This is a genomic window from uncultured Stenotrophomonas sp. (assembly GCF_913778665.1).
Lineage (GTDB): Bacteria > Pseudomonadota > Gammaproteobacteria > Xanthomonadales > Xanthomonadaceae > Stenotrophomonas.
In genome coordinates this window covers 437,724-456,171 of record NZ_CAJYVQ010000012.1, presented here as the reverse complement: position 1 = coordinate 456,171, position 18,448 = coordinate 437,724, and the positions used below count along the sequence as shown (strand labels likewise).

General features: G+C 67.4%; 14 protein-coding genes and 1 tRNA gene. 5 read left to right on the top strand and 10 right to left on the bottom strand.

Annotation, left to right across the window (positions count from 1 at the left end; genetic code table 11):
- The first annotated feature begins 475 nt into the window (after nt 1-475).
- Entirely contained in the window at nt 476-3,412 is a 2,937-nt protein-coding gene (locus QZ853_RS19745; RefSeq protein ID WP_295578847.1) for an autotransporter outer membrane beta-barrel domain-containing protein, read from the top strand.
- Between the two features lie 505 nt (nt 3,413-3,917).
- On the opposite strand, the gene ychF is transcribed toward QZ853_RS19745, so the two are convergent.
- The 8 genes from ychF to QZ853_RS19705 all read right to left on the bottom strand — a co-directional run bounded on the left by ychF (nt 3,918) and on the right by QZ853_RS19705 (nt 10,874).
- A complete protein-coding gene (ychF, locus tag QZ853_RS19740; protein ID WP_010481740.1) occupies nt 3,918-5,009 on the bottom strand; it encodes a redox-regulated ATPase YchF in 1,092 nt (363 codons plus the stop codon).
- Nucleotides 5,010-5,126: 117 nt separating this feature from the next.
- Complete coding sequence (gene pth / locus QZ853_RS19735) at nt 5,127-5,705, bottom strand: aminoacyl-tRNA hydrolase (RefSeq protein ID WP_059033226.1); 579 nt, start codon at nt 5,703-5,705, stop codon at nt 5,127-5,129.
- Nucleotides 5,706-5,753: 48 nt separating this feature from the next.
- Nucleotides 5,754-6,368 carry a 50S ribosomal protein L25/general stress protein Ctc gene (locus QZ853_RS19730; protein WP_107229949.1) on the bottom strand — a complete coding sequence of 205 codons (615 nt, stop codon included), beginning with the start codon at nt 6,366-6,368 and terminating at the stop codon, nt 5,754-5,756.
- A gap of 110 nt (nt 6,369-6,478) precedes the next feature.
- Complete coding sequence (locus tag QZ853_RS19725; protein WP_005415400.1) at nt 6,479-7,438, bottom strand: ribose-phosphate diphosphokinase; 960 nt, start codon at nt 7,436-7,438, stop codon at nt 6,479-6,481.
- A gap of 140 nt (nt 7,439-7,578) precedes the next feature.
- A tRNA-Gln gene (locus QZ853_RS19720) sits at nt 7,579-7,655 on the bottom strand.
- 11 nt (nt 7,656-7,666) lie between these two features.
- Nucleotides 7,667-8,536: a 4-(cytidine 5'-diphospho)-2-C-methyl-D-erythritol kinase gene (gene ispE / locus QZ853_RS19715; protein WP_295578777.1), complete on the bottom strand. Its 870-nt coding sequence runs from the start codon at nt 8,534-8,536 to the stop codon at nt 7,667-7,669.
- Nucleotides 8,533-9,192 carry a lipoprotein insertase outer membrane protein LolB gene (gene lolB, locus QZ853_RS19710; protein ID WP_295578765.1) on the bottom strand — a complete coding sequence of 220 codons (660 nt, stop codon included), beginning with the start codon at nt 9,190-9,192 and terminating at the stop codon, nt 8,533-8,535. Before lolB ends, ispE begins: the two co-directional genes overlap by 4 nt.
- Nucleotides 9,189-10,874, bottom strand: coding sequence for a tetratricopeptide repeat protein (locus tag QZ853_RS19705; RefSeq protein WP_295578762.1), 1,686 nt, complete (start codon nt 10,872-10,874; stop codon nt 9,189-9,191). Before QZ853_RS19705 ends, lolB begins: the two co-directional genes overlap by 4 nt.
- Before the next feature lie 63 nt (nt 10,875-10,937).
- Here QZ853_RS19705 and hemA point away from each other — a divergent pair, with 63 nt between their 5' ends.
- From hemA to ppk2, 4 genes are all read left to right on the top strand, one after another.
- Complete coding sequence (gene hemA / locus QZ853_RS19700; RefSeq protein WP_295578759.1) at nt 10,938-12,221, top strand: glutamyl-tRNA reductase; 1,284 nt, start codon at nt 10,938-10,940, stop codon at nt 12,219-12,221.
- Nucleotides 12,199-13,281, top strand: coding sequence for a peptide chain release factor 1 (gene prfA / locus QZ853_RS19695; RefSeq protein ID WP_295578756.1), 1,083 nt, complete (start codon nt 12,199-12,201; stop codon nt 13,279-13,281). Before hemA ends, prfA begins: the two co-directional genes overlap by 23 nt.
- A 5-nt stretch (nt 13,282-13,286) precedes the next feature.
- Entirely contained in the window at nt 13,287-14,999 is a 1,713-nt protein-coding gene (locus tag QZ853_RS19690) for a tetratricopeptide repeat protein (RefSeq protein ID WP_295578753.1), read from the top strand.
- A 217-nt stretch (nt 15,000-15,216) separates the two neighbouring features.
- Nucleotides 15,217-15,999 (top strand): polyphosphate kinase 2, encoded by a 783-nt coding sequence (gene ppk2, locus QZ853_RS19685; protein WP_295578750.1) that lies wholly within the window; start codon nt 15,217-15,219, stop codon nt 15,997-15,999.
- 554 nt (nt 16,000-16,553) lie between these two features.
- On the opposite strand, the gene QZ853_RS19680 is transcribed toward ppk2, so the two are convergent.
- The gene (locus QZ853_RS19680; RefSeq protein ID WP_295578747.1) at nt 16,554-17,120 is read right to left on the bottom strand and encodes a redoxin domain-containing protein; all 567 of its coding nucleotides are present in this window, start codon (nt 17,118-17,120) and stop codon (nt 16,554-16,556) included.
- The gene (locus QZ853_RS19675) at nt 17,117-18,391 is read right to left on the bottom strand and encodes a YihY family inner membrane protein (protein WP_295578744.1); all 1,275 of its coding nucleotides are present in this window, start codon (nt 18,389-18,391) and stop codon (nt 17,117-17,119) included. Before QZ853_RS19675 ends, QZ853_RS19680 begins: the two co-directional genes overlap by 4 nt.
- Between the last annotated feature and the right edge of the window lie 57 nt (nt 18,392-18,448).

The window sequence follows — 18,448 nt, the reverse complement described above, 5'->3', positions numbered from 1 at the left end:
TGACATCCCTCCACGGCACCCCTGCCTTCATTGGACAGGCACGCGGCGGGACGGAAGGCCCGGGGGCGCGACAGCGGCCATGAGCCGGGTCCCCGCAGCAACGCGGCCCTGCCGCGCCAGACCGCGCAGCCGTGCTGCGCCCGGCCACAGGAAGTCCATCATCATGAACGTCTTCTCCCCACGGCCCCGCCGTGCGCCAGCGCGCGCGCGTCCTGGACGCCCCCCCCTGATCCCCAGCCTGCTGGCGACCGCACTATGCGCGGCGCTGCCCGTGCATGCAGCCGATCTGACCGGCCCGCTGGTCGTTTCTGACGGAAACACTCTACAGTTGGGTACTGATGACACCCTGCACCATGATCGCAGGGGCAGTGCCCTGATCGTGGAGGGCGTGGGTAGCACGGCAACCATCAATGGCAGTCATATCGACGTAACCGCCGACGGGGGCGGGGGTATCGCTGCTACGGGAGGAGGCCGGGTGACGCTGCAGGACGCGTCGCTATCGATCGCCCCCGCAGCAAGCTATAGCGACGACGGGCTGTCCGCCCGCGGAGCAGGCAGCCTGATCCAGGCGAGCAACGTGGATATCGATGCCAGCGGTAACGGCTTCGGCTATGCGATGGTTCAGGCCTACGACGGCGGCGTAGTTCGCTACGAGGGCGGGCGCATCACCTTGGTATCGGGTGACATCCTGGGTGCATCCGGCGTAGGCAGCGAAGTACATGCCACTGGACTGGATATCACTGCTGGTGAATATGGCAAGCTTCGCGCCCGTGGCGGTGGCCTGCTGTCGGTGAGCGATAGCCGAATCATCATCGCCCCCGGCAACAACTTGGCCGGATTCTTGGTGAGCGGTGCAGGCAGCCGCGCGGAGGTCAGCAATACTGACCTGACGGGTGGATCCTTCGACATTGATGACGGCAGCAGTGTGCTGCTCAGTAACACCAACGTGGCCTCCATCGGTGGCAACATCCGGGTCATGGGCAAGAGGAGCAGTGGCCTCTACTCCAGCGTGGACATCGTAGGCGGCAAGTTCAGCACCGTGGGCGGCTACGGCGCCAACATCAACAACTGGGGCCGCCTGACCGCAAGCGAGGCCAGTTTCGACGTGCGCGACGGCTTCTCTGGATTCTGGCTGGCCAGCGACGAATCGCGCCTGTACCTGACCGACAGCACAGTGGACACCTGGACCAACACCAACGGCCACGGCGTGGAAGTCTATGGCGGGCTGGCCAGCGTCCAGGGCGGATCGATCACCACCCATGGCGATGCCGTCTACGGGCTGCGCGTGACCGGCTCGACCGGCAGCACGAGCAGCCTTGGGCAATTGAAGGGCACCACCCTGGAGATCGGCGGCAACGGCGGCGGTGGCGTGTTCCTGGGCGGTTCGACAGCCAGCGTCGCACTGGATGACGTGACGATCCGCAGTGCCGGTGAGAACGTGTTCGGCATCGTGCACATGAACACCGCGCAGCTGGCAATGGCCGACAGTGTGGACATCCGCTTGACCGGCAGCAACAGCGGCGCCTATCGCTCCTACCTGACCGCGTTCGGGCCTTATTGGAACCGCGCGACCTTCAACAACGCGCACATCGAAACCGCCAGCGGCGCCGCATTCTGGCTGCAGGGCAGCAACCATGCGTTGACGGTCAACAACAGTGATGTGAGCGCCGGTGCCGGCAGCGGGCGCCTGCTGCGGGTGAGCGACACGGTGTTCACCAATGGCAGCAGCGTGGCCACCAGCCGCATCGACTTCGTGGCCGATGCCAGCACTCTGGCCGGTGATGTGGTGGTCGACAGCGCCACCGCCGACGTGCACATGCTGTTGAACAACGGCACGCAGTTCAGCGGTGCGCTGCGCGGTGATTCCGGCTACCAGGTGGCGCAGCTGGGGCTGGACGCCAGCAGCCAGTGGAACGTGCGCGCCAGCTCCAGCCTGGGCACGCTCGAACATGCCGGCCTCATCGCATTCGATGCACCTGATGCGTCGGGCTTCAAGACGGTGACGGTGACGGGCGACTACATCGGCAATGGCGGGCAGTGGCTGTTCAACCGTGCGCTGGGCGACGATGCGTCGCTGGGCGATGGTCTGGTGATCGAGGGCAACAGCAGCGGCACCGCCACGGTGAGCGTGCGCAACGCGGGCGGCGCCGGTGCGCTGACCAGCGAGGGCATCCGCCTGATCAGCGTGGGCGGGCAGTCCGATGCGCAATTCACCCTGCAGGGCCGCGCCGTGGCCGGTGCCTATGACTACTTCCTTTTCAAGGGGGGGGTCAGCACGCCGGACGATGGCAACTGGTACCTGCGTTCTGAGTACGTGCCGCCGGTGGATCCGCCGGTCGATCCGCCCATTGATCCGCCGGTGGATCCGCCCGTTGATCCGCCTGTCGACCCGGTGGACCCGACACCGCCGCCGGTCGACCCGCCGATCGATCCGCTGGACCCGCCGCAGCCGCCGCAGCCGCCGAAGGTGGAGCGCCCGGAACCGGCGGTCTACCAGGCCAACCGCAGCAGCGCGCTGGGCATGTTCCGCCATGGCCTGTACGACCGTGCCGGCGACCCGGCCGCGCAGGCCGGCCACACCGGCGAAGTGGTTGCGTGGCTGCACGTACGCAGCAACCAGCCTGACAGCCACGACAGCCGCCGCCAGGTGCAGGTCGACGGCTCGATGGACAGCGTGCTGCTTGGCGTGGGCCGCCGCTTCGATGTGCAGGGCGAGGGTGAACTGCAGGTGGGCGCGATGCTGGGCCATGGCCGGGCACGCAACGACAGCCGTTCCACGCTGACCGGCTACACCGCCCATGGCGTGGTTGAGGGCAGCAGCGTGGGCGCGTATGCCACCTGGCTGCAGGACGCCACCATGCAGCGTGGCCTGTATGTGGATGGCTGGCTGCAGTACGGCCGCTTCCGCAACAGCGTGCAGGGCGAAGGGCTGCAGAAGGAGCACTACGACGCGCACAGCTGGACCGCGTCGGCCGAAGCCGGCTACACCCTGCCGCTGCACCACACGGCGCAGCGCGGCATCTACCTGCAGCCGCAGCTGCAGGTGATCCACGGCCGCTACGACGCCGACCGTGTGGTGGAGGCCAACGGCACCCAAGTGGAGGACCGCGGCGGCGGCGAGACCACGACCCGTGTCGGCCTGCGCCTGTACAGCCGCGCGCTCACGCCGGGCCAGGGCCAGGTGCATCCCTTCGTAGCGGTGAACTGGTGGTCCGGTGGCAACGATGCGGCCATCGCCATGGATGGCGACCTGCTGCAGCGGCGGTTGCCGCGCGACATCTACGAGGCCAAGGCCGGTGTGCAGGTGGACCTGTCCGGCGGCTGGCGCGGCTGGGGCGAGATCAGCCGGCAGAGCGGGAGCATGGGCTTCCGCGATGTCGGCGCCCAGCTTGGCGTCTCGTACAACTGGTGATGCGGGAAGAACCCGGCAAGGGAGTGCCGGGTTCTTTTTTCCACACGGGCCGTGGAAAGCGGTGGGGGTTTGGTGTGGACAAGTGGCGGCGAGCACTGCGCAGCAAGCGTTTCGGAGCGTGGTTATTTTTTGTCCATGCTCTTCGACGGTTTTCCACACCCGTCGTGGAGAGTGGTTGGGATTTGATGTGGACAAGTGGGCGGGAGTGTTGCCGCGCAATCGTTTCATAGCGTGGTGAATATTTGTCCACGTTGCACGTTTGAGCCCCGGAGCACCGGGTCCATGCTCGGCTCCGGCCGGCATCAGCCGATCATGGGCTCGGTTCTGCAGGGCGTCACATGGTTTTCCACACCAGGCGTGGAAAGCGATGGGAGTTTGCTGTGGACAAGTGCCGGCGAACATCACACCGCAGGCGTTTCGCTAGGTGGTGTTTTTTTGTCCACGCCCAGAAACGCGAACGCCCCGCGCGAGGCGGGGCGTTCGGGATCAATCCGTTGCTGCCGGATCAGACGTTGAAGCGGAAGTGCAGGATGTCGCCTTCCTGCACGCGGTACTCCTTGCCTTCCAGGCGCAGGCGACCGGCTTCCTTGGCGCCGGCTTCGCCCTTGTACTTGATGAAGTCGTCATACGCGATGGTTTCGGCGCGGATGAAGCCCTTCTCGAAGTCGGTGTGGATGACCGCGGCAGCCTGCGGGGCGGTGGCGCCCTTGCGCACGGTCCACGCGCGGACTTCCTTCACGCCTGCGGTGAAGTAGGTCTGCAGGCCGAGCAGGCTGTAGGCCGCGTTGATCACGCGGTTCAGGCCCGGCTCGCTCAGGCCGAGGTCGGCCAGGAAGGTGTCGCGGTCTTCGTCGTCGAGCTGGGACAGCTCTTCTTCGATCGCGGCCGACACCGGCACCACCTGCGCGCCTTCGGCGGCGGCATGCGCGCGCACGGCTTCCAGGTGCGGGTTGTTCTCGAAACCATCTTCCAGCACGTTGGCGATGTACATCACCGGCTTCAGGGTCAGCAGGAACAGGTCACGCACCAGCGCCTTTTCTTCATCGTCCAGGCCGACCGAACGGCCAGCCTTGCCATCCGACAGCGCCGCCTGCAGCTTGGCCAGCACCGGCTTGCGCGCCGCTGCGTCCTTGTCGCCGCCCTTGGCCGCACGCTCGGCACGGTTCAGCGCCTTCTCGACGCTGTCCAGGTCGGCCAGCGCCAGTTCGGTATCGATGGTTTCGATGTCCGAGATCGGGTCGACCTTGCCGGCCACGTGCACGATGTCGCCGTGCTCGAAGCAGCGCACCACGTGGGTGATCGCATCGACTTCGCGGATGTGCGCCAGGAACTTGTTGCCCAGGCCTTCACCGCTGGCCGCACCGGCCACCAGGCCGGCGATGTCGACGAACTCGACCGCAGTCGGAATGACCTTCTGCGGGTTGATGATCGCTGCCAGTTCGCCCAGGCGCGGATCCGGCACCGGCACGATGCCGACGTTCGGTTCGATGGTGCAGAACGGGAAGTTCGCCGCGGCGATGCCCGCCTTGGTCAGCGCGTTGAACAGGGTCGACTTGCCGACGTTGGGCAGGCCGACGATGCCGCATTTGATACCCATGGGTGACAGCTCTCTGGGGTGAAAGTGATTGGTGAAACAGCGCGCGCGCTGCTTGGCCAATCCATCTCGGTGTCGATCATTGCGTGCCAACCAAGGTTGGCACCTACCAAAAGCGGATTATCGGGGGGTGTGCAGCCGCTTCATCGCTTCGCTGAAATCGCCCTGTACCGCCAGCGGCATCACGTCGATCGCATCGTCGATGGCGCGCGCGATCAACACGTCGTCCTCCTTGGACGGACGCCCCAGCACCCAACCCACCACGCGGTCCTTGTGGCCGGGATGGCCGATGCCCACGCGCAGGCGATGGAACTTGCCGTGGCCAAGCAGGCGGATGGTATCGCGCAGGCCGTTCTGGCCACCGTGGCCGCCGTCGAACTTCAGCCGCGCCACGCCGGGCGCCAGGTCCAGTTCGTCATGGGCCAGCAGGGTCTCTTCCGGCTCGATCTTCCAGAACCGCTGCGCCGCCGTGACCGACTTGCCGCTGAGGTTCATGAAGGTGGCGGGCTTGAGCAGCCACACCGTCTGCCCGGCAATCTCGACCTTGGCGGTCTCGCCGAACAGCTTGCTGTCCACATTCCATCGCGCACCGGCTTTTTCCGCCAGGGCCTCAACGAAATGAAACCCGGCATTGTGCCGGGTCCGGGCGTGTTCCGATCCGGGGTTGCCCAGACCGACGATCAGTCGCAGTCCTGCCATGGTTCCTTCCAATACGGTGCCTGCCCGGAGGCAGGCACCGTAGCGGTATTACTCGGCAGCCGCTTCTTCGTCGGCCGCGTCGGCCTTGCCGGCCTTGGCGGTGACGATGGCGTCGTCGTGGTCCTTGCCCAGCGCCAGCGCCGGGATTTCCACGCCCTTCGGCAGCTTGATGTTGGACAGGTACACCACGTCGCCAGCCTTCAGCTCGCCCAGGTCGACTTCGATCGACTCCGGCAGGTCCTTCGGCAGGCAGGTGATGGTCACTTCCTTCAGTTCGTGGGTGACCACGACGTCGGCGGCCTTGCCGGCCGGCGAGGTGTCTTCGTTGACGAAGTGCAGCGGGACCGAAGCGGTCAGGGCTTCGTTCTCGTTCACGCGCTGGAAGTCCAGGTGCATGATCAGCTGCTTGTACGGGTGGCGCTGCATGTCACGCAGCAGGACCTTCTGCACCTGACCGTCCAGGTTCAGGTCCAGGATCGAGGCATAGAACCACTCGTTCTGCTGGGCCAGCCAGATTTCGTTGTGGTCCAGGCTGATGGCGACCGGCTCGGCGTTGCCGCCGTACACGATGGCCGGGATCACACCAGCGTGACGCAGGCGGCGGCTCGCACCCTTACGCTGCAGTTCACGCTTGGTGACCTTGATTTCATGGGTCTTCGACATTTTCGACTACTCAGGTTGTTGCCGCGCCTTGCGGCGTGGCGGTTGAAGATGCTTCCGCGACCAGAAGCATCCGGGGTATGCCCCCACCGTTGCCGGCGGGAGCGAAAAACTCAATCGACGTACAGCGAGCTGACCGACTCACCGAAGGCGATGCGGCGCATCGTTTCGGCCAGCATTTCCGCCACGCTCAGCTGGCGGATCTTGCTGCACACCCGCGCGGCGTCCTTCAGCGGGATGGTGTCGGTCACCACCAGCTCGTCGAGCTGGGAATTGGTGATGTTGTCCACCGCCGGGCCCGACAGCACCGCGTGGGTGCAGTAGGCGGCAACCTTGAGCGCACCGCGCGCCTTGAGGGCAGCGGCAGCGGCGCACAGGGTGCCGGCGGTATCGACGATGTCATCGACCATCACGCAGGTCTTGCCTTCGACATCACCGATGATGTTCATCACGGTGGAGACATTGGCGCGCGGGCGGCGCTTGTCGATGATCGCCAGGTCGGCGTCATCCAGGCGCTTGGCCACCGCGCGGGCGCGGACCACGCCGCCCACGTCCGGGGACACCACGATCAGGTTCTCGGTGCCGTAGGCGCGCCAGATGTCGGCCAGCAGCAGCGGGGACGCATACACATTGTCGACCGGAATATCGAAGAAGCCCTGGATCTGGTCGGCGTGCAGGTCGACGGTCAGCACGCGATCAGCGCCAGCGGTGCTGAACATCTTCGCCGCCAGCTTGGCGGTGATCGGCACGCGCGAGGAACGCATGCGGCGATCCTGCCGCGAGTAGCCGAAGTACGGCACCACGGCGGTCACGCTGGCCACCGATGCGCGCTTGAGCGCGTCGATCAGCACCAGCAGTTCCATCAGGTTTTCCGCGCTCGGCGCACAGGTCGGCTGGATCACGAACACGTCCTGCTTGCGGACGTTCTCTTCGATCTCAACCTGCACTTCGCCATCGGAGAAGTGCGAGACCAGCGCCTTGCCCGGGCGAACCCCCAGTTCCTTGCAGATGTTCTGCGCCAGACGTTTGTTGGCGTTGCCGGAAAAGACCAGCAGGTTCGGGGACTCTTGCATCATGATTGTCTCGGGCGGGGACGAGTGGCGGGGATCCGAAGTCGGCAAGGACCCCGGTGGACCCTTGCGGCTGACAACACTGCGGTTGTTTCCACGTCCCGCGCAGGTGATGCGCTGGAAGGCGCGGACACAGCCGCTATTGGCAGGGGCGGTAGGATTCGAACCTACGAATGCCAGGATCAAAACCTGGTGCCTTGGGCCTCTTGGCGACGCCCCTGCATTGATAAATCAGTGTTGCTCGAGTGCATCCAGCAGTGGCGAACGCGCAACGCCCGCTGCCACCCTTGCCCGCAACTCCTTCGGCAACTTCGACCGTCCCTGCTCTGCGGCAGACTGCGATGCGAACTCGACGAAACAACCACTTCCCGAACCGGTCAGCCGCGCCGCGCCGATGTCGCTCAACGCTGCAAGCGCTGCATCAACAGCAGGCTCACGGCGGCGCAGCACCGGTTCGAACGCGTTCCCGACCAGCGTCCCGGAAGCGAAGTCCTCTATTTTCGCCACTGGGCTGTCGCGCGTCAAATCCGGGTCTGCAAACAGCGCCGGCGTAGGAACATGAACGCCCGGTTCGACCACCACGTACCAGGCCGGGGCCAGAGTGATCGGCTGCAGGCGCTCGCCCACGCCTTCGGCCCAGGCATTGCGGCCGCGCACGAACACCGGCACGTCCGCGCCCAGGCGCAGGCCCAGTGCGGCCAGCGCATCCTCGTCCAGACCGGCCCGCCAGAGGCGGTTCAGCACCACCAGTACCGTGGCTGCATCGGAGGAACCGCCACCAAAGCCACCACCTGCAGAAACGTTCTTTTCGACGACGATGTCTACGCCTTTCGTGATATTGGCCACTTCTTTCAGCAGCTTCGCTGCGCGCACCGCCAGATCATCGGCCTCAGCCACGCCCGCCAGACCATCCCCCTGCCGACGGACCAGGCCGTCTTCACGCAGGCGCAGGCCGATGCGGTCACCCCAGTCCAGCAGGCGGAACACGGTCTGCAGCTCATGGTAGCCATCGGCACGGCGGCCGGTGATGTGGAGGAACAGATTCAGCTTGGCCGGGGCCGGCCACCAGGACCAGCCCGCGTCATCGCACCCGGCACTCATGGGGTGCCCTGCCCCCATTGGTCGACCAGCAGGCGCACCTTGGCGTCGCCATTGCTGGCCTCGATCCGGCGCGGCAGCGCCGGGCGCCCGGCCTCGGCCGGGTACCAGTCCAGGTACTGCACCTGCCAGCCCATCTGCTGCATGCGACGCGGCCGGCCTTCACCATCACGCTCGACCTTCTCCGGACCAGCAGCATCACCGGCCACCAGGCCACGGATCCACGCCGGCAGCTGGTTGATCGGAATGTCCCAGCCGATCGCTTCCAGCAGCAGTTGCTGGGCGTCCTCGCCGGCACGCGGCCCGCCGGCCAGTCCCTCCAGGCGACCGGATTCGGAATGGGTATCGCCGGTCAGCTTCCAGCTCTGCCGGGTCACCGGCGCGCTCAGCTCGACTACATAGCGCCGGCCTTCCTGCTTCCAGTCGATGCGGCCGCTGCCGCCGTCCTTGCCCTTGCTGACCGCGACCCGGCCCTGGAACGCCCAGTCCGGCTGTGCCTGCAGCGCGGCCACGCGCGCGACCTCGGCCTGCGCGGCTTCGGCGGAAACGGTCTCGACCACCGCCGGTGGCGGGGCCTTCTGCGTGCCCACGGTGGTACAGGCGCTGACCGCCAGGGTCACGGCCGCCAGCAGCAGCGGCCGGATCATCGAAACACTCATGGATTGAATTTCTCGCGAGCGCGCAGCAGCGCGCGGTTTTCGGGATCGAGCTTGGCCGCTTCCTCGAAGAAGTGGCGCGCCTCGTCGTGCTTGCCCAGCACCCACAGTACTTCGCCCACATGTGCGGCGATCTCCGGGTCCTTGGCCAGGGTCCAGGCACGGCGCAGCTGCACCAGCGCTTCTTCCTTGCGACCCAGGCGATACAGCACCCAGCCATAGCTGTCGACGATGGCGGCGTTGTCCGGCTCGGCCACGCGCGCGCGGTCGATCAGTTCCAGCGCCTCCTGCAGCCGGCCGGTGCGGTCGGCCAGGGTGTAGCCCAGCGCGTTCAGCGCCGGCACGTTTTCCGGGTCGGTCACCAGGATCTTGCGCAGGTCGGCCTCGGCGCGCGGAATGTCGTCGCGGCGCTCCCAGGTGAGCGCGCGGGCGTACAGCAGGCCATTGTCATCCGGGTAGGCGGCCAGGCCCCTGGCCAACGCGTCCAGTTCGCCGCCGCTGTCGTCGGCACGCTGGCGCAGCTCGGCCTCCAGCAGGTAGGCGTCGCGACGCACGTCGTCGTCGACCACCGCATCGGACTGGATCGCGTGCACTTCATCCAATGCCTGCGGCAGGCGCCCGGCCAAGGCCTGCGCGTTGGCCGCACGCAGGCGCGCCTCGCTCAGTTCATCGCCACCGGGCACGCTGTGGTACCACTGCACGGCCTCGGGGTAACGCTTGAGGTATTCGGCGATCTTGCCCAGCAGCAGGCGCTGCGCCGGGTCCGGCTTGGCCGCCTGTCGTGAAAGTTCGTTGTAGAGATTGGAGAGCGCGGCCTTGTCGCCCTGCTTGGCCAGCAGCGAGGCGCGCATGCCCCAGGTCTGGACGTCCTGCGGGCCGAACGCCAGCACCCGCTCGGCCGCGGACGGCTGGCCGAGGCTGTCATAGGCAATGGCCACCGCATTGCGCAGTTCCGGGTCCTGACGCGTCTTCGGCTCGACGTCGTGCAGCAGCGACAACGCCTTGTCGGTCTCACCGGCCTGCTGCAGCTGGCTGGCACGCAGCAGCGCCACGCGCGGCTCCTCGGGGAAGCGCTTGACCACTTCATCGATCATGCGCCGGGCCAGCTCAGGCTTGTCCATGCGCAGGGCCAGCCGGCCAAACTCCTGCCAGGCCTCGATCTTCGGCGGGATGGCGTTGGCGTCGACCAGCTCGCCCAGCACCTGCGCCGGCACCGCCGGGTCGCGGCCACCGCCGACCAGGGCGGCCAGGGCGAACTTCCAGCCGCGCTCGTCGGGGTCGGCCAGCAACGCCTGCAGGTCGCCGCGCGCGGCCTTAACATCGCCCTGGCGCATGGCCAGGGCAGCGGCGGCACTGCGCATGGTCAGCGAGCTTGGCGCGCGCTGCTGCCACAGGGCCAGGCCCTTGGCGGCACTGGCATCGTCGTTGGCCAGCATGGAAATGCGGGTGGCACGTTCGGCCAGGCCGGCGTCGCCGTCGGTCTGCTGGGCCGCCTGCAGGTACCAGCGGGCGGCCTCGGCCAGCTTGCCGGCCTGCAGGGCGAATTCACCGGCCATCACCGGTTCCAGCGCCATTTCCTCGGTGGCCGGGGCCCGTACGGCGGCCTTGGCCGGCACCGCTGCCAGGGCCTGGGCGCACGCCAGGGTCAGCAGCAGAACACTGGGGATGCGAATCAATGCGGGCATCGTCGGCATCGGGGCCTTAAAATGTCGTCCAATGGCCAGCAGCTTATCGCAAGCAACTGAACAATGACCCTGTGGGTGCTCGGACTGAATCACCAGACCGCGCCGGTGGAGCTGCGCGAGCGCGCGGCCTTCGCCGGTGAGGCGTTGCCGCGCGCGCTCGGTTCGCTGCGCGATACCCCGCAGATCGCCGAGGCGGTGCTGCTGTCCACCTGCAACCGCACCGAACTGTACGCCGTGGCCGATTCGGCACAGGCACTGGACCAGTGGCTGCACAGCCAGGCCGGCGACCTGCAGGGCTACCTGTACCAGCACGCCGATGCCGAGGCCGTGCGCCACCTGTTCCGGGTGGCCACCGGGCTGGACTCGATGGTGCTGGGTGAGCCGCAGATCCTCGGCCAGGTGAAGGATGCGTGGTCGACCGCGCGCGACCACGGCCTGCTCGGCCAGCGCCTGGACCGCCTGTTCCAGCAGACGTTCTCGGTGGCCAAGCGCGCCCGCACCGATACCCAGGTCGGCGCCAACCCGGTGTCGGTGGCCTCGGCCGCGGTGCGCCTGGCGCAGAACGCGTTCGCGCGCCTGGACGATTCCACCGTGCTGCTGGTCGGCGCCGGCGAGACCATCGAACTGGCCGCGCGCCACCTGAGCGAGGGCAAGGTGCGGCGGCTGCTGATCGCCAACCGTACCCTCGCCCATGCCCAGGAACTGGCCAGCCGCCACGGCGGCGTGGCCCTGCCGCTGACCGAACTGGATCGCCACCTCGGCGAGGCCGACGTGGTGTTCTCGGCCACCGCCGCGCGCGAACCGGTAATCCATCGCGAGATGGTGGCCAAGGCCCTGCGCGCGCGCCGGCACAAGCCGATGCTGCTGTTCGACCTGGCCGTGCCGCGCGACATCGAAGCCGAGGTCGCCACCCTCAACGATGCCTTCCTCTACACCGTCGATGACCTCGAACGTGCGGTGGAAGACAACCGCCGTGGCCGCCGCGAGGCCGCTGCCGAGGCCGAGGCGATCATCGACCTGCAGGTATCGCGCTTCGTCGAGTCGCTGCAGGCCAACGCCCACCAGGCGCCGCTGCGGCAGCTGCGTGCGTTCGGCGAGGCCACCCGTTCGGAACTGCTGGAGCGTGCGCGCCAGCAGCTGGCCAACGGCAAGCCGGCCGACGAAGTGCTGGAACTGCTGGCCCACGGCCTGACCAACCGATTGCTGCACCCTCCGACCGCTGCCCTGCGCGCTGCCGCGCTGAGCGGCGATGCCGACCTGACCCGCGCCGCCGAGCGCCTGTTCCCGGCCACGCCGGGTTACCGCCACCCACCCGTGAGACCCGATGACGCCGACCCTGCGCCGTAAGCTGGAAGCGCTGGCCGAGCGCCGCGAAGAACTGGAACGCCTGCTCGCCGAACCCGACGTGGTCGCCGACAACACCCGTTTCCGCGACCTTTCGCGCGAATTCGCCCAACTTGAGCCGATTGCCCTCGCCCTGGCCGATGAAGCCCGCGCCAAGGCCGACCTGGCTGCGGCCGAAGGCATGCGCGCCGACCCCGACCTGCGCGAGCTGGCCGACGAGGAAATCGCCGCCGCGCAGGCCCGCCTGCAGGAACTGGAACAGGAACTGGCGCTGCTGCTGGTACCGCGCGACCCGCGCGATGAAGGCAACCTGTTCCTGGAAGTCCGCGCCGGCACCGGTGGCGACGAGGCGGCGATCTTCGCCGGCGACCTGTTCCGCATGTACGCCCGCTATGCCGAGCGCCAGGGCTGGAAGGTCGAGGTCGAATCGGACAACCCGGGCGAGCACGGCGGTTACAAGGAAGTGGTGGCGCGCGTAGTCGGCCGGGGCGCGTTCTCGCGCCTGAAGTTCGAGTCGGGCACGCACCGCGTGCAGCGCGTGCCGGCTACCGAATCGCAGGGCCGCATCCATACCTCGGCCGCTACCGTGGCGATCATCCCGGAAGCCGACGAAGTCGATGACATCGTCATCAACCCGGCCGACCTGAAGGTGGATACGTTCCGCTCCTCCGGCGCCGGTGGCCAGCACGTCAACAAGACCGAATCAGCGATCCGCATCACCCACGTGCCGACCGGCGTGGTGGTGGAGTGCCAGACCGAACGCAGCCAGCACGCCAACCGCGACAAAGCGATGAAGCGCCTGAAGGCGCAGCTGCTGGATGCCGAGCGCCAACGCCAGGACGCGGCGCAGGCCGAATCCCGGCGGCTTCAGGTCGGCAGCGGCGACCGCAGCCAGCGCATCCGCACCTACAACTTCCCGCAGGGCCGCATCACCGACCACCGCGTGGAGGGCCTGACCCTGTACGACCTGCCCAACATCCTGGCCGGTGACCTCGACCCGCTGTTGCAGCGGCTCAGCCACGAGCACCAGGTCGATGCCCTGGCCCAGTTGTCGGCGGGCTGAGCACGATGTCGGCCTGGCAGCAGCGGCAGCACCTGCAGCAGGCGATCGCCCGCCAGCCCGGTGATTTCGTTGCCTGGGTGATGCTGGCCGATCTGGAGCTGGAAGCCGGCGACATCGCCGCCGGCGAACAGGCCGCACGACGCGCGCTGCAACTGCGTCCGAACCATCCCGAAGCCCTGGCACGGCTGGGCCGCGTGGCGTGGATGGCCGGCGCGCATGCCGATGCTGCAACGCTGCTTGGCCAGGCCTCGGCACTGGCACCGCAACACCCCGGCATCGCACTGTGGCTGGGCCACGCGTTGGAAGATGCCGATGATGCCGAAGGTGCGTCGGCGGCCTATCGGCGCGCGCACACGCTGATGCCAGCCGAGCCTTACATCGCCGCCCAGCGCCTGGCCTGGCAGCGCCGCCTGTGCGACTGGCGGGATCTGGACGCGCTGGCCGCCCAGGTGCGAAGCGCCGCAGCGTCCGGCCAGGGCGTGGTTGAGCCGTTCGCCTTCCTCAGCGAGGACACCAGTGCTGCCGAGCAATTGGGCTGCGCGCGCACCCGCGCGCTGGCCGTAGCCGCCTCGGTGCGGCCATTGCCGCCGGCCACGGTGCGCGCGCGCGGCCCACTGCGGATCGGCTTCCTCTCCAATGGCTTCGGTGCACATCCGACCGGGCTGCTGACCGTGGCGCTGTTCGAGCAGCTGCGTCACGACCCGGCGCTGCAGCTGCACCTGTTCGCACTGAACCGCGATGACGGCAGCCGCATCCGCCAGCGCCTGCAAGCGGCGGCCCCGCTGCACGATGTGGCCGGCCTGCGCCACGCCGACAGCGCCGCGCGTATCCGCGCACAGGGAATCGACGTGTTGTTCGACCTGCGTGGCTGGGGCGGTGGCGGTGCGCCGGAGGTGCTGGCGATGCGCCCGGCCCCGCTGCAGCTGAACTGGCTGGCCTATCCGGGCACCTCGGGTGCGCCGTGGATGGATGCGGTGGTCGGCGATGCCTTCGCCCTGCCGTCCGCACTGGCGCCGCACTACAGCGAACGCGTGCTGCGCCTGCCGCGTGCCTTCCAGCCGTCGGACAACACGCGCGTGCTGGAGCCAGCACCGAGCCGTGCCGACTGCGGACTGCCCCCGCAGGGCGTGGTGTTCTGCTGCTTCAACAACAGCTACAAGCTCAACCCGCGCAGCATGAGCCGTGCCTTCGCGGTGCTGCAGGCGGTGCCCGGCAGCGTGTTGTGGCTGCTGTCCGGCCCCGGCCAGGCCGATGCGCGGCTGCGTGCGGCCGCACAGGCCGCCGGCCTGGATCCGGCGCGCCTGGTGTTCATGGCCAAGCTGCCGCATCCGCATTACCTGGCCCGCTATCAGCTGGCCGACCTGTTCCTCGACACCCATCCGTACAACGCGCACACCACCGCGTCGGACGCGCTGTGGGCCGGCTGCCCGGTGCTGACCTGCCCCGGCGATACCTTCGCTGCGCGCGTGGCCGGCAGCCTCAACCATCACCTAGGCCTGGGCCGGATGAACGTCGCCGACGATGCCACGTTCGTCGCCACCGCCAGTGCACTGGGCAATGACCCAGCGGCGCTGGCGGCGTTGCGCGCCGAACTGGCGCAGGCGCGCGAGCGCAGTGGGCTGTTCGACATGGGCGGGTTTGCCCGCGACCTGTCAGCGTTGCTACAGCAGCTGGCGCGTGAGCACGGCTGGGGGGGAACAGCGGAACCGGTTGGGTAATGTCGATTGGATGGCGCCGACTGGTAACGCCGGCTGGGTAAGGTCGATTGGATGACGTCGACTGTGTAGAGTCGATTGTTAGTCGACTGCTCTCTGCAGCAAGCCGAAAACCCCGCGCTGCGCGCGATAGTCGACTGACAGTCGACTCTACCCGGCATCGACATCACCTGAGCGGCGCCTGCGCTACGCTCGGAATTCCTTCCCGCGTGGTGTGACGATGGCCAAGCTCAAGCGCAAGGACTACGACGAACTGCTGCTGCCACTGCAACTGGAACTGACCGCGATGGCGCGCTGGGTGCAGCACAGCGGGCAACGCCTGCTGGTGCTGTTCGAAGGCCGCGACACGGCCGGCAAGGGCGGCGCGATCCAGGCCATCAGCCAGCATCTCAACCCTCGCCAGTGCCGGGTGGTCGCCTTGCCCAAGCCTACTGACCGTGAAGCCACGCAGTGGTATTTCCAGCGCTACGCGTCGCACCTGCCGGCCGCCGGCGAGATCGTGCTGATGGACCGCAGCTGGTACAACCGTGCCGGCGTGGAACGGGTGATGGGCTATTGCAGCGAACCCGAGTACCAGCAGTTCCTGCACCAGGCACCGGTGTTCGAGCAGCTGCTGGTCGACGACGGCATCCTGCTGTTCAAGTACTGGCTGTGCGTGGACCAGGAGCAGCAGGAAAAGCGTTTCTGCGAACGCCACGTCGATCCACTGAAGGGCTGGAAGCTGTCGCCGGTGGACCTGAAGTCGCGCAGCAAGTACAGCGCCTACACCGAGGCCCGCGAGGCGATGCTGCGCGCCACACACCGCGAGGGCGCGCCGTGGACGCTGGTTGATTTCAACGACCAACGCCTGGGCCGGCTGACCCTGGTGCGCAACCTGCTGGACCGGCTGCCGGATACGCGCGTGGACGCGCCGCTGCCGGAGCTGCCGAAGCTGAAGGGCAAGCTGCATCGCGAGCACTACGACGTGCTGAAGCCGATCGAGGATTTCCCGGTCGAGGAGTAGCGTGGGTCGGCAGGGCCTGCGGCCCTGCACCTGCAGAAGCCCTCAAGCAACGGCAACAGCCGGCTCTGGGAGTTTTGCTTGTTGGCTGGGGTGGTGTGGATTGGCAGGACGCGCCGTAAACCCATCCATGGCGCCAACGGTCCTGCCAACCCACACCGCCCCATCCCCGACAGATTTCCGGTGACGGAGGTAGATCCACGCCATGCGTGGATGAATCTCCATTGAAATCGAATAGTTCAGCAATTGAACGAAGAGCATCCACGCATGGCGTGGATCTACCGTGTCGACCAAGGTCGACACCCACCAGGAGCAGGCCATGCCATTCCGACAGATCGCGGAGATCTGTCGAAGGCGGGGTGGGTCCGGTTGCGGGGGCGTGAGCCGCATGGATGCGGCGACCGAGCTTACATGGACGTACTTGCAGCGGCCCCCGCAACCGGACCCACCCCGCCTACCCACAGGAAACCCGCTTGGGCTGTTGCCGTTGCTGGGGTTGCCGGCCAGCGGCCGGCACTACCGCGGGTGCAGGGCCGCAGGCCATGCCGACCCACCCACTACTTGGCAGCAGCGATCTGCTTTTCGATGTCGGCGGCGGTCACCGGGCCGAGGAAGCTGTGTGCCAGCTTGCCCTGCGGATCGATGAGATGGGTCAGTGGCAAACCGCGCGGGGTGGCGAAATCGGCCGGCGGATCGAACGGATCGACGATCACGATCGGGTAAGTCACCGGATGCTTGGCCAGGAATGCCTGCATCTCCGGCGATTCGATGTCCTCATACGCCAGGCCGACCACTTCGATGTTGCTGCGCATCGCATGCAGCGCCGACAACTCCGGCATTTCCTTGCGGCACGGCGCGCACCAGGTCGCCCAGAAGTTCACCACCACCCACTTGCCACGGTGCGTGGCCAGGTCGTAGTCGCTGCCATCCACCGCCTTCATCTTCAGCGTCGGGAACTCAGCGGTGGTGCGCTCGGCCGGGGTCTCCTCCACGGGTGCCGGGGCGGTCGGCGACGGTGCCTGCGCCGGCGGCTGGCTGCTGGCCGGGGTCGGCTCCTGCGCCGGTTTGCAGGCCGCCAGGCCCAACAGCAGGAGCAGCAGTGGCGACGGGTTCTTGCGGGTCATGGCATGTCTCCGGAATCGGAATAGATATCGCTGACCTTGCGCTTGAGGCGTTCGCGCAGGGGCAGTCGCAGGTCGTCCAGCGCCGCCAGCGCGGCGCGGCCCAGGCTGTCATCGCGGTAAGGCAGATGCTGCTCGGCCACCGGGATGCGCAGCTGGGTGCATTCGTACAGATCGGCCAGGCTGACCTGGTCGAGGTCGCGCGACAACAGCCATTCGCCGCGTTCATCGCGTCGCAGCAGGCCGATTTCCTGCAGGTTGCAGGCCAGGTCATGCAGCAGCGAGTCGGTCAGCATCGGCTCCAGCCGCAGGATTTCATCATCGGCCAGGCCCCTGCCCTTCAAGCGTGCATGGTGGAAGCGGCCGAGCAGGCGCAGCAGGCCATAGAACTCGTAGCCCTGCGGGAGGCGCAGTTCCACCGGCTGGTAGCGGAAGGCAGCCATCGACGAGGACAGCGACGCGCCCAGCAGCACTGCCACCCAGCACAGGTAGATCCACAGCAGCAGGATCGGCACGAAGGCCACCGTGCCATACAGCTTCTGATAGGACTGGAAGCTGCCCAGGTAAGCGCCGATGCCCCACTTGACCAGTTCCAGGATCACCGCCGCGAGGATCGCGCCGGGCACCGCGTGCCGCCACTTCACCGTGTGGTGCGGCACCACCCGGAACATCAGCGTGATGCACACGAACTCGATCAGGATCGGCGCCAGCCGCAGCGCCAGTTCGGCCAGCCAGCGACCCTCCTGGGTGCCAAACAGCGGCATCGCGAACACCCGCGCCGATACCGCCAGCGAAGCCGCGGCGAGCATCGCGCCCAGGGTCAATACGGTCCAGTAGACCAGGAAGCGGGTCAGCTTGGGCCGGGTCGAGCCGACCCGCCAGATCTGGTTGAAGGTCTCCTCAACGCTGTTGAGGGTGATCAGCAGTGACACCACCAGCGCGATGAAGCCGGCGGCGGTGAGCTGGCCGGCACTGGCCGAGAACTGCCGCAGGTAGCCCTCGGCCGCGCGCGCGGCGTTGGGCACGAAGTTGGAGAAGACGTAATCGCTGAGCTGGTCGCTCCAGCGGTCGAAGACGGGAAAGGCCGAAAGCACACCGAACACCACGATCGCCAGCGGCACCAGCGCGAACACCGTGGTGTAGGCCAGCGCCGCCGCTGCCTGGAACAGGCGGTCGTCGAGGAAGCGGTGCCACAGGAAGCGGCCGAAACTGATGGCCCGTGCGCGATCCCGCGCGCGCTCCATCCACAGGTTGAGCGTATCCAAAGGTTCCATCGGTGAAAGGGTACCCGATGCGGAATGCTGGCAGGATAGCCATACTGGTGGCCACAC

Excerpts from the sequence above, each read along its gene's own strand:
- ychF (WP_010481740.1), bottom strand. The coding sequence starts at position 5,009 with ATGGGTATCAAATGCGGCATCGTCGGCCTGCCCAACGTCGGCAAGTCG.
- pth (WP_059033226.1), bottom strand. The coding sequence starts at position 5,705 with ATGGCAGGACTGCGACTGATCGTCGGTCTGGGCAACCCCGGATCGGAA.
- QZ853_RS19730 (WP_107229949.1), bottom strand. The coding sequence starts at position 6,368 with ATGTCGAAGACCCATGAAATCAAGGTCACCAAGCGTGAACTGCAGCGT.
- QZ853_RS19725 (WP_005415400.1), bottom strand. The coding sequence starts at position 7,438 with ATGCAAGAGTCCCCGAACCTGCTGGTCTTTTCCGGCAACGCCAACAAA.
- ispE (WP_295578777.1), bottom strand. The coding sequence starts at position 8,536 with ATGAGTGCCGGGTGCGATGACGCGGGCTGGTCCTGGTGGCCGGCCCCG.
- lolB (WP_295578765.1), bottom strand. The coding sequence starts at position 9,192 with ATGAGTGTTTCGATGATCCGGCCGCTGCTGCTGGCGGCCGTGACCCTG.
- QZ853_RS19705 (WP_295578762.1), bottom strand. The coding sequence starts at position 10,874 with ATGCCCGCATTGATTCGCATCCCCAGTGTTCTGCTGCTGACCCTGGCG.
- hemA (WP_295578759.1), top strand. The coding sequence starts at position 10,938 with ATGACCCTGTGGGTGCTCGGACTGAATCACCAGACCGCGCCGGTGGAG.
- prfA (WP_295578756.1), top strand. The coding sequence starts at position 12,199 with ATGACGCCGACCCTGCGCCGTAAGCTGGAAGCGCTGGCCGAGCGCCGC.
- QZ853_RS19690 (WP_295578753.1), top strand. The coding sequence starts at position 13,287 with ATGTCGGCCTGGCAGCAGCGGCAGCACCTGCAGCAGGCGATCGCCCGC.
- ppk2 (WP_295578750.1), top strand. The coding sequence starts at position 15,217 with ATGGCCAAGCTCAAGCGCAAGGACTACGACGAACTGCTGCTGCCACTG.
- QZ853_RS19680 (WP_295578747.1), bottom strand. The coding sequence starts at position 17,120 with ATGACCCGCAAGAACCCGTCGCCACTGCTGCTCCTGCTGTTGGGCCTG.
- QZ853_RS19675 (WP_295578744.1), bottom strand. The coding sequence starts at position 18,391 with ATGGAACCTTTGGATACGCTCAACCTGTGGATGGAGCGCGCGCGGGAT.